The sequence below is a fragment of the Bartonella acomydis genome, from assembly GCF_039543025.1.
GTDB classification, from domain to species: Bacteria; Pseudomonadota; Alphaproteobacteria; order Rhizobiales; family Rhizobiaceae; genus Bartonella; species Bartonella acomydis.
Genome location: NZ_BAABIY010000004.1, coordinates 1 through 10,134 on the forward strand (window position 1 = coordinate 1; position 10,134 = coordinate 10,134).

Consider the following 10,134-nt stretch of genomic DNA (forward strand, 5'->3'; position numbering starts at 1 on the left):
CTGTTGGTATTCCCTTTAATATTCCACCACAGCAAGCTTTAGCAAACAATAAAAAGTATGATGTCATCTGGCAAGTTCTCAATGCTTTGCGTGCTCATGATGATCACTTTAAAAACAAAATGAAAGCCTTAGAGCTAGACCAAGATGTTCGTCATCTATTTGAGATTGTAGGGGTAACTTTTGACCCTGCTTTACAAGCAATGACCGCAGTTGTTGACGAACTATCCTTCCATGCAAAATCTGAAAGTGCTGGGCTCCATATTGGTGCAGTAGCAAATGAAAGTTCTCATAAGGGTGGAGGACAAGAGGAATTCGAGTTTTATATTGATGAATTATCGCGTGCTATTAAGCCAATCATTGTCAGAAAATGTGGAGAGCCTAATCAATGGGGAAATTGGGCGGGTAATGTAGCGGCAATTGCACAAAATCATATTATCCGTCTTAAAAGCATACTCGCTGATAAAAAGAGTGAAGCTTTTCACGCCTTTGATAAGTTTCATAAGGAATTAAAGAACGGTTTAAATGACAGTATCGAGCAAGAAGATGCACTTGAGATGTTGGCGCAACACCTTGTGACACGTCCTATTTTTGAATCCTTGTTTGATGGCAATGAGTTTGTGAGTAAAAATGCTATCTCACAATCGATGGAAAAGATCTTAGCTGAACTTGATAAAATGAATATCAAAGAAGAAGCCAAAGATCTTGAAAAATTTTATCAAAGTGTAAAGGAGGATACAGAGGGTATCATTGCAACGCACGCAAAACAGAATCTCATTATTAAACTTTACGAAGATTTTTTTACCAAGGCATTCAAAAAGACAACAGATAAGCTTGGAATTGTTTATACACCCATTGAAATAGTTGATTTTATCTTACATTCCGTCAATGATGTCTTAGAACAAGAGTTTGGACAAAGCTTAAGTTCTCGAGGCGTCTCTATTCTAGACCCTTTTACTGGAACTGGGACCTTTATTACACGACTTTTACAATCAAATCTCATAAAACCAGAGGATATGGAATATAAATTCCGAAATGAAATAAAAGCCAATGAAATTGTTTTACTGGCTTATTACATAGCAGCGATTAACATTGAATCAACCTATCATAGCCTTATGAAAGGAGACTATATTCCCTTTGAAGGAATTTGTTTAACTGATACGTTTCTGATGCTGGAGGAGAAAGATTTCTTCACACGCTATATGTTTGAGAATTCGGAACGTTGTAAAAAACAGCAGGAAGCAGATATCCAAGTTATTGTTGGTAATCCCCCTTATTCAACAGGGCAAAAAAGTGCCAATGATAATAATCCAAACGTATCTTATGATACACTTAACGATAGCATTCGAAATACATATGCATCTGGATTGAATGTCGGAACAAATCGTAAAGAACTTTATAACAGTTATATTCAAGCGATTAGGTGGGCAAGTAATCGCTTAAGTTCTAAAGGCAGCGTTGTAGCCTATGTTTCTGGAAATGGATGGATAGATAAAATATTTGCGGATGGTATGCGGAGATGCTTACAAAGTGAGTATTCTGCTATTTATATCATTAATCTTCGTGGTGATATTCGAAAAAATATAAAATCAAAAGAACAATCAAAAGAAGGAGGAAATGTTTTTGGTTCTGGAAGTCAAAGTGGAATAGCTATAACTCTTTTTGTACGTAATCCAAATACACAACAACCGTGTAAAATTTACTATCATGATATTGGTGATGATCTTCCTACAAAGAAAAAATTAAAACGATTGCGTAAATTAAAAAGCATAAAGGGAATAATACAATCCAAACAATTTATTGAAATCATACCTAATGAAAAACATGATTGGATAAAACAAAGAAAAGTAGACTTTGATCAGTTTATGACTATGGGGGATAGAAGTACTCCTATAGATTCTAAAATTTTTGAAGAAATATCACTTGGTGTACAATCAAACAGAGATGCTTGGGTTTATAATTTTTCGAATGATGCATTAAATGAATCTATTCAAAAAACAATTACATATTTTAATATACAAAAACGACTTATCTCCAAGAATCCGTCTATATCTGTAAAAGAAATTATTGATTATGATGCTACAAAGATTGGATGGTCTAGGGGGCTTCGCTCTAAACTGAAGCAAGAGATAGATGCAAAATTTGAACCTCATTTAAAAGCTCAAGTTCTTTATCGTCCGTTTATGACAATATGGCATTATACATCACCATTTCTTAATGAAATACTTGGACAAACACATCAATTTTTTAATTCAGATATTCCGTATAATCTTGGAATCTGTATTTCAGGTAAGGGGAGTCTATCTCATTTTTCCTGTCTCATGACTGACAAACCAATCAATTATCACACATTAGATACAACAAAATGCTACCCACTTATGCTTTATTGTGAAGAGGAAAAACATCATGATTATAGTTTGTTTGCTACAGAAACAAAAAAGAAAGTTCGTGATGGTATTACAGATGCAGGATTAGAACATTTTAAAGCTGCTTATCCGAATGAGACTATAACAAAAGAAGATATTTTTTATTACATTTATGGTATACTTCATTCGGAAGATTATCGTACTCGTTATGCTGATAACCTCTCTAAAGAATTGCCTCGTATCCCTTGTGTAAAGAATGCTGATGATTTTTGGAAATTTGTTACAGCAGGACGTGAATTAGGTCATTTACACGTGAATTATGAAGATGTGGAACCTTATCCAGTAACCTTTAAAAAAGGCAATCCAAAACAGATTGATATTCCTAATCCCGAAAAGTTTTATTACGTAACTGAAATGAAATTTGCTGGAAATAGTAAGGAAAAGGATAAATCGACTGTTATTTACAACAGCAATATCACGATGACAGATATCCCTCTTGAAGCTTATGAGTATATCGTGAATGGCAAGCCTGCTCTTGAATGGGTTATGGGGCGTCAATGTGTTAAGACTGATAAAAAGAGTGGTATTGTTAATGATGCTAATCGTTATGCTGTTGAAACCGTTGGTAACCCTGCCTACCCTCTAGAATTGTTTCAAAGGGTTATTACCGTAAGTTTAGAAACAATGAAAATCGTTAAGATCCTACCAAAATTAGAAATTAAAGAAACTGAATAAGCTTATAAAGCATGCTCACATAATGGGCATACTAATCTCATAAGGGGTATAGAATATAGCTATACCTCTTTTGTAAGTTGCTTAGATGCAATCTTAAAAGGAGTGTTTATATGCGTTTTTCTAAAAAGGGATTTGCACTTTTAAACACTGTAATTTGGATTGCCTTTAAGAGGTTATACCGTAATCTCAAATGATAGCCTTATCCTTTTCAAAAGCTCTGTTTAAAGAGAGTTTTGTATCTTCATTTTGCTTATAGGTTTTGAGGGTTCCTAACACCCTCAAAATACCTTCAAAACATATATTAGGAGTTGATTTACAGGTTATAATGTTAATATAGGTTGTTTTTTGAAGATTTGCAAAACATTAACACATTGAAATATAATAACTTTTATTTTTGATTGAAAAAAATATATAAAAGGGTGTAAAAAGAATCCTCAAAACTCATAACTATAATAGTCTTGATAGCATTGCTTATGATTACAACTGTCTTTTGAAAGGCTTTAAAGGATCATATGCTTTTCATAAAAAGTGCTTTAATCTTCTCTAAAATCATAAGATAGGAATCTTGAGAGATTTTTTCGATATTTCTTCTCTTTTTTACGATAAACTTGGCTATTTTCTCTTTCCAAGAGCGAGGTTATTCCTCGCTAGAAAGCTCTGAGTGATTGGAAAAATCTTTTGTTATATGTTCAATCAAAGCGTAGCTCAGTTGCTTTGATTTTGCTACTCCCTTGGCTAAAGCGATAGCCCGTTCAAGATGAAGCTGCTGGATACTTTCATCAAAGCCTAAATGATCTCCTGCACTAAAACTTTGATAATAAAACTGCAAAGTCTCAACATTGCCTAATAAAGCAAGGGCACCGATATGAAGTAAAGCATAATCCGTATTGTCTGTTTTAGACTTTGCACCTTTTCCCAAGGAGCTCTTCCTAATCACAGCGAAGTCTTTCAGAAAGATCAATGGCTGTTACCGCCCATTCTAGCGCATTATCAAGCGCCTGTGTTAAACGATCTGCAGTGACTTCTGGTTCAAAGATTTCTAACCCTTTAGCCTCAAAATTAAGCTGGATATCTGGGATATCTTCCGTGTGTGTAGGGTCAATGAATTTGCAAGCTGCGGAAAGAATACCCGTGCTAATCAAAAAGGCGCTATCAAATTGTGGACAATCTTTAGCAATTTCATCGTTATAAAGAATGTCTACTTCACGATCAGCCAATTGATAGCTTGCCACATGGTCATTCTCATCGATTTTCTCGGTTGACCAGCCTAGGCTTTTTAAAAGGGCTGTGGCACTTTCCATAGTCAATGGAGCATCTTTATCATCCGTTCCCTCTATCTCCTCTATTGCCTCAACAAATGCTGTTTTAGAAGCGATAGGTGTTGTTTATGGATCCAAGCTTAAAATCGGAGCGTTTTTTGGAAAACCGGTTCGATAACCCCGTGCAAGAGTGAGGAGATTATCAACTCTATATTTTGAGATTTCTTCCACAAAGCCTAAAGGATTTCCCTTTCTAAAACTCTCCTTGTAAGATTTGAGCTTTTCAACATCTCCAATCAAAACAAGTGCAATAAGGTGACGCGCCACAAGATCAAGCTCACTGTCTGGGGGAAAAGCGACATAATCATAAATGATTTGATTGACATTTTGCTGCTCAGCCCACACAAGTATATCTGTACAAATCTGTTTCAGCTTGCCTTCATCCAAATCAGTACTAGAAACTGTATAAACTTCTTCTGCTTCTTTGAGGGCTATATATTGCGGCATATTATAGAAAATCTCTCGATGAGCAGAGCAAAAGCCAAGTGTTGAAAGGGAAGCCTTAAATGCAAAAATCGGCTCTTTTTCATCACTTTGAAGGCTGTACACTATATTAATGATACGGTCTTTACTTATAAAATAAGCATTGCGATCATAGTTTTTATCACGATAAACTGTCCAACCTATTTCTTTTAATTGCTCAGCAACTTTATTGAAAGTAATCAAAGCTTGTGGACCAAGATGTGCTTCTGCTGCCTCTCGCTCATGAAGGATTTTCAGATGTTTTTCAGCAAATTCAACGGCGTGATCAATATAGTCTTTTAATTCTTCATCAAGATCTTGTAAATTTTCAGGCAGCTTACCTTCAACGATAGAATCTTGGTAAGATTTTAGGATATCAATTTGACCCGTCAATGCTAAACAAGCCAAATGCCAAATCACAGCTGGATAATAGCTATACTTTTGAACACGTGTTTTGATTTCTATTGATGCTTGTAAATCTTGGGCACGTGCCCACTGTATCACCCGCTCAGAGATTTTTGTCAACTCTTGCTCATTCAATGTCTCTACACAAATATCAATCTCTTTACCAGAACCGCTAAAAATCCCCCCCCCAATCGTATTAAAAGAATTATAAATATTTGTAGGTGATATGCACCGATACTCCCCACTATAATGAATATATTTGCACGCTACAGAAATCTCTTCATTAGAGATCTCAGCTTCAAGACGGACATTGTAATTGTCATGGAGGCGTATAAAGCCAAAATCAAATCCAATAAAACGATCTGGCAAAGACAGAAACATTTTTCCAGGTTCTGTGGCAGACCATCCTTGGGTTTTAAAAATGCGCATTGCTGCTGTAAGACTTATCGAGCGCTGTTTGGGCTTTTTGCGCGTTAGAATATCGTCTAACTCCCCATTTTTATAAGCTTGCGCAAAGAAAAGAAGGCGATCATCCGACGTCATTGTTTTATAATCAGCAAATTCTGGAACAGATAATTTGGGGGTAGGCTCATCAGACCTTAAAGCTTCCATATCGCCAAGAAGAGCACTTGCAGCGGCAGAATGATTAGCCGCTTCCTCGCACAACTTTTGTTCAATATCTTGTGCTTGCGCCCAAACAATTACTTTATTTAGAGCTTCCTCAATATGGCTTTCAGAAAGATCTGGAGCTTTAACATTAAAATTCTCCTTCGCATAAAACAGCGTATCTTCATATTTACGCTGTGATTTTTCACCTCTAGAATATTCTCTAGCAAGGCAATAGGCAGCGGTGGTGAGATCAGCTGATAACCGAAACTCTTTGCCACTTTCTCCATAATTTTTTACATCATAGCTGATACCAATAATGCGATCAGGAAGATGATAATGCGCAAAAGTATCTCCTACTTCATCACGATAAGGCTCCCAACCCAGCCTTTTTTAAACTTCTGTTACGTCTTTGGTTTGCATAATGTTTCACTTATCACCTAATTCTACCATATCATCTAAAAAATATAGGTTTTCATGAATCTTCGCCTGCATGCTCCTTAATTCTTTTGCAGAGAAATTCATAAAAATTGCTTGCATAATGATGTGACTCTCCAGATGGAATCTCGACGTAAAGCGGACACTTACCATCCCGAAACTGAGAATAATCAAAATAAAATGTCTCACCAAAATCTGTTCTACTCACAACAAGCTGTTCTGGTGTAGCAAAACCATCTTTTCTATCGAGTAAGTTCCGGTAAACAATATCACCAGCAGGAATACCTTCCCCACCGTCTCCATAAATGCTAAAAATTTCCTCATAACCAATTTCTCCTCCTCCATATTTTTTTAAAAAAACTTTGTAAGATGATGTGAATTGTAAGCCGAGAGTTTTCTCCGCCTTTTCAATCTGTAGATCATCCGTTTCATTCTCTTCATCATCTTCACTACCAAAAGTGATAATATCAGCATCATATTTATTTACTTTATCAACTAATACTGCAACATCAGCTAAAGTATAGGTTTTCATGAATTTTCCCCTAGTGGTTCTTTAATTCTTTTACAGAGAAACTCACAAAAATTGCTTATGTAATACTGAGGATCGCTAGAAAGATAAGAGATTTTTCATCACCCATGTCACCTCCCCCATAATTTTTTCCAAAAGCGCTTGTAAAAAGGGATAGGTTGCGGAGTGGGAGTGTTCTCAGGCTTTTCAATCGGTTGATCACCATCAGGTATCTCAGCTCCTACGCTTTCTTTAATTCTTTTACAAAGAAATTCATAAAAATTACTTGCGTAATATTCGCGATCTTCAGATGGAAGCATGACATAGAGTGGGCATTCACCATCCCGAAACTGCGTATAATCAAAATAAAAGGTTTCACCAAAATCTGTTCTACTAACAGCAAGCTGTTCTGGTGTCACAAAACCACGTTTTCTATCATTTAAGTTTTGAAAAACAATGTCATTAACAGAAACACCTATAGGATGCTCATAAAGGCTATAAATTTCATCACCACCAATATCCCCGCCTTTACAATGTTTTAAAAAACTCTTGTAAGAAGATGTGAATTGTAAACCGAGAGTTTCCTCCGCCTTTTTAATCACAAGATCATCAACTGCATCATCTTCAGTACCAAAATTGATAATATCACCATTATATTTATTAACTAATACTATAACATCATCTAAGGTATAGCTTTTCATCAATTATTCTCCATCAATTATTTTATAAGTCTCTGTTTTTTCTTTTCATCAACCGTAGAGAATTACTGCTGATACTCCTGTCCCCATCTGTTAAAATCTAGACCTATAATACCCCATTTCATATCGATTATTCCTCCTAAATTACTGTTTTTTTGTTCTCTATAGCCTTTAGCACGTTCCTTCCAATATTCTTCTCTCCACTTATTAAACTTGTCTCTCTCTATAAGCGATTGATGTTTTTGAGGATTATTATGAATCACAGAACTATATTGGTTATGAAATTCCTTACTCGTTTCTGCTAAGGGGCCATCAGGGGTTTGCTTTAAGTGATGCAACTCAACAGGTTGACCATCATATCCTATAGGAGCTCTTCCTGCTTCCATTCTCTCAACATTGGTGCCCCATACATCTTTTTTGTTTACTGTCCATTTAACTCTTTTGTTAGGATCAAACAAATCGTCTCTCTGATAGACTTTGTTGGTCTGACCAAATTTGCTATCGGTAAATTTAGTGGGTTTTCCTTTTAACCAATTCTTTTTTTCTTTAGCAGCTTCTCTGGTTAGTTCTTTTTTCGCTGCAAGTTTTTCAAGATCTCCCTGAGCGGCAAGTTCTGCAAGATTTTTCTTGGAAGCGAATTAAGTGATCGTAAACAATACCACTACTCGGAATATCTGCTGTATATCCCTTATAAACGTTACATATTTTCTCACCTCCTTTTGTCACCTTCCCCATAACTTTTTCCAAAAGCGCTTGTAAAAAGGGATAGGTTGCGGAGTGAGAGGGGGGTCAATCTTTTCAATCGGTTGATCACCATCAGGTATCTCAGCTCCCACGCTTTCTTTAATTCTTTTACAAAGGAATTCATAAAAATTACTCGCGTAATATTCGCAATCTTCAGATGGAAGCATGACATAGAGTGGACATTCACCATCCCGAAACTGCGTATAATCAAAATAAAAGGTTTCACCAAAATCTGTTCTGCTCACGAAAAGCTGTTCTGGTGTCACGAAGCCTTTTTTTCTATTGAGTAAGTTTCGGTAAACAATATCACCAGCAGGAATGCCCACACAATCTCCATAAATGCTAAAAATTTCATCACCACCAATTTCTCCTCCTCCATATTTCTTTAAAAAAACTTTGTAAGAGGATGTGAATTTCAAACCCAAAGCTTTCTCTGCCTTTTCAATCTGTAAATCATCTGTTTCATTATCTTCATCATCTTCACTACCCAAATTGATAATATCATCATCATATTTATTTACTTTATCAATTAATTGTTCAACATCAGCTAAAGTGTAAGTTTTCATGAATCCTCACCTGCGTGCTCTTTAATTCTTTTGCAGAGAAATTCATAAAAATTACTTGCATAATAATGTGACTCTCCAGATGGAATTTCGACATAGAGTGGGCATTCACCATCCCGAAATTGAGAGTAATCAAAATAAAATGTTTCACCAAAATCAGTTCTATTCACGGCAAGCTGATTTGGTTTTGCGAAACCATTTTTTATATCCGTCAAATGATAGAAAACAATATCACCAGCAGGACACTTATCAAAACTTGCGTTATAAATACTAAATATTTCATCACCTCCAATTTCTCCTCCTTTATAATTTTTTAAAAAGTCTTTATAAGAAGTTGTAAACTTTACACCAAGAATTTTCTCAGCTTCTTCAATCCTTTCATCACTAACCGCATCCTCTGCAGTGCCAAAATCAACAATATCACTATATTTCCCAATCAACTCTGCAACATCAGCTAAGGTGTAAGTTTTCATAATTTGTTCTCCTATAAATTGTTATTTTTTAATTTTTGTATCTTTCGGTTTATAACATTCAGCACATAACATCCAAAGTTCTTCTCTCAACTTTTTAAACAAATCTCTATCAATATCTGATCCCATTTCCTTAGGCCTATTATGAAGGATACGATGATATTTTTTATGAAACTCGTTTGTCACCATTGCTAGAGGGCCATCATGTGTTTGCAATATGTGATGGAATTCAATGGATTTATCATCAAATCCTATGGGCGCTCTTCCTGCTGTCATTTTTTCAATATTTGTACCTTCTACTTCTTTCCCTTTTTCTATCCAAGTAACAATTCGGTAAGGATTAAACAGCTTTTCACTCTTATAAACTTCATATTTTTGAGTAATTATTTCTCCTTTGTGAGGTATTTCAAACTCAAAAACAGTGGATTTTCTGTCTGACCATAAATGTTCTCCTTGTGTAAAATATTGAGTTTTAGCAATTTCATCTCTGATTTTTTCCGTTGATTGAGCAATGTCTTTTTCTGGATAAATATCTTTTATTTTATTTCTGACTTCTTCAATTGCCTGAGAAGCTTTGTTTCCTGTTTGCTCATGAACTGCAACAGCTTCATCGCTCATTTTTTCTAGCGATTGAGCAATTTCCTTTTCTGCTTTTATAGCCGTTTTTTCAGCCTTAGCTACTAATTTTGCAAGAGTTTTTTCGGTAAGCTTGCCAACAAGCTTTGCACCTCCTTTGGCTATTCCAGCACCTCCAGCAAACAGGGATGCGACTTCAGTCAATAATTTTCCGAGTTCAACACCAGCTTTAAAGGATCCACCGGCA

The 10,134-nt window shown here is 35.7% G+C and carries 7 protein-coding genes and 1 pseudogene; 1 reads left to right on the forward strand and 7 read right to left on the reverse strand.

The annotated features are described in order from the left end of the window. A partial coding sequence (locus tag ABD909_RS01205; protein ID WP_345096142.1) for a type ISP restriction/modification enzyme occupies nucleotides 1–3,098 on the forward strand: 3,098 nt, incomplete at its 5' end. A gap of 637 nt (nucleotides 3,099–3,735) precedes the next feature. On the opposite strand, the pseudogene ABD909_RS01210 reads toward ABD909_RS01205, so the two are convergent. From ABD909_RS01210 to ABD909_RS01240, 7 genes and pseudogenes are all read right to left on the reverse strand, one after another. Then, nucleotides 3,736–6,277, reverse strand: a pseudogene (locus tag ABD909_RS01210) (DUF6990 domain-containing protein). 88 nt (nucleotides 6,278–6,365) lie between these two features. Continuing rightward, the gene (locus ABD909_RS01215; RefSeq protein WP_345096143.1) at nucleotides 6,366–6,860 is read right to left on the reverse strand and encodes an SMI1/KNR4 family protein; all 495 of its coding nucleotides are present in this window, start codon (nucleotides 6,858–6,860) and stop codon (nucleotides 6,366–6,368) included. Nucleotides 6,861–6,967: 107 nt separating this feature from the next. Beyond that, on the reverse strand, nucleotides 6,968–7,537 hold the full coding sequence (locus ABD909_RS01220; protein ID WP_345096144.1) for an SMI1/KNR4 family protein: 570 nt from the start codon (nucleotides 7,535–7,537) through the stop codon (nucleotides 6,968–6,970). 62 nt (nucleotides 7,538–7,599) lie between these two features. Next, a complete protein-coding gene (locus tag ABD909_RS01225; protein WP_345096145.1) occupies nucleotides 7,600–7,992 on the reverse strand; it encodes an HNH/ENDO VII family nuclease in 393 nt (130 codons plus the stop codon). A 264-nt stretch (nucleotides 7,993–8,256) separates the two neighbouring features. Next, entirely contained in the window at nucleotides 8,257–8,844 is a 588-nt protein-coding gene (locus ABD909_RS01230) for an SMI1/KNR4 family protein (RefSeq protein ID WP_345096146.1), read from the reverse strand. Beyond that, the gene (locus ABD909_RS01235; RefSeq protein WP_345096147.1) at nucleotides 8,841–9,314 is read right to left on the reverse strand and encodes an SMI1/KNR4 family protein; all 474 of its coding nucleotides are present in this window, start codon (nucleotides 9,312–9,314) and stop codon (nucleotides 8,841–8,843) included. Before ABD909_RS01235 ends, ABD909_RS01230 begins: the two co-directional genes overlap by 4 nt. Before the next feature lie 21 nt (nucleotides 9,315–9,335). Then, nucleotides 9,336–10,134: HNH/ENDO VII family nuclease (locus ABD909_RS01240; RefSeq protein WP_345096148.1), on the reverse strand; the 799-nt coding region annotated here is incomplete at its 5' end.

Bases quoted from the DNA above. Each gene is read 5' to 3' on its own strand.
- ABD909_RS01215 (WP_345096143.1), bottom strand. From the start codon at position 6,860: ATGAAAACCTATACTTTAGCTGATGTTGCAGTATTAGTTGATAAAGTA.
- ABD909_RS01230 (WP_345096146.1), bottom strand. From the start codon at position 8,844: ATGAAAACTTACACTTTAGCTGATGTTGAACAATTAATTGATAAAGTA.
- ABD909_RS01235 (WP_345096147.1), bottom strand. From the start codon at position 9,314: ATGAAAACTTACACCTTAGCTGATGTTGCAGAGTTGATTGGGAAATAT.
- ABD909_RS01220 (WP_345096144.1), bottom strand. From the start codon at position 7,537: ATGAAAAGCTATACCTTAGATGATGTTATAGTATTAGTTAATAAATAT.